Annotated in this window: 2 protein-coding genes; both read right to left on the reverse strand. The window is 46.1% G+C overall.

Annotated features, from left to right (window positions below; translation table 11 throughout):
• Positions 1-887, reverse strand: an 887-nt coding sequence (locus tag ACFINI_RS09990) for a phage late control D family protein (RefSeq protein ID WP_375648046.1), incomplete at its 3' end; no start/stop codon positions are given.
• A partial coding sequence (locus ACFINI_RS09995; protein WP_375648047.1) for a tail protein X occupies positions 887-1006 on the reverse strand: 120 nt, incomplete at its 5' end. The genes ACFINI_RS09990 and ACFINI_RS09995, both read right to left, overlap by 1 nt.

Consider the following 1006-nt stretch of genomic DNA (forward strand, 5'->3'; position numbering starts at 1 on the left):
CATGGTCCATTGATTTGCCCACGAAACCCTTGAAGGATGAGAGGTTGATCCGCCATGATTTCAGGGCGTCCCTCAAGGGTCAAAGAACCACTGCCTACAGCACGACATAAGCGATCCGACTCGGAAGCAGCGGCAGATAAAGCTTCCTCTTGACATGGATAACAACTGCGAAGACGCCGCACGGGACCGCTAAACCCTGTCTGATGCTTGACTTGGCATTGCTGCCCTTTTGCGCGATCAAAATAAGAAGCTTCAATAGTGCCGTATTGCGTACGTGGCTCTAGGGTAAATTCCCAGTTAGAACAGTCGTGCTTATGAAGTTCAAGGGCTGGTAAATTGTCACCGCTTAAAAATAAAAACTTATTGTCCTTGATTAAAAAACGCGCCCGCATGCGATCGGCAAGGCGGGTTAAAAAATCAACAGCCGATTGATCTGTACGAATCACATAAGGAAGAGTTTGTTTGATAAATTGTGGACTGACCTTTGCTTGATAGCCATGGCGTTTGGCAAGTGTCTCAACAATCTCACCAACAGTTTTGTGATCAAAATGTTCACTCGCTTGTTCTTTGAGTTCTTTACGCATCGAGGCGCTTTTGCCACAAAGGCGCAAAATCTCTCCATCACTGCCACCAATACTCACCACCGACTCAACAACAAAACGCCCCATAAAGGCACTGATGCTGTTCTCATAGCCAAAAATCACTTGCAGAGTGCTGTTGCTTGAGGGAACCTCTAAATCATTACCACTATCATCAAACTCTGCTTCAAATGTATCGGCTTCATTGCCGGCATGGTCCGTAATGGTTGCGGTTAAAAGACGCTGATAAAAAACCTCATGAACAAGCTTATCCCCCACTCTCACCTCAATAAAAGGATGCGTGCGCATTAATCCCATAACCGCTTCACCACGCTGTTCTTTTCTTGGCTGACAAACTCAGGCAGAATGACCTTTAAGCCCCGTGGTAAAAACACACCATATTTGGCAATCTCTGGATTAGCTTCCAG

The sequence above is a fragment of the Bartonella sp. AA56HLJMS genome, from assembly GCF_042197145.1.
Taxonomy (GTDB): domain Bacteria; phylum Pseudomonadota; class Alphaproteobacteria; order Rhizobiales; family Rhizobiaceae; genus Bartonella.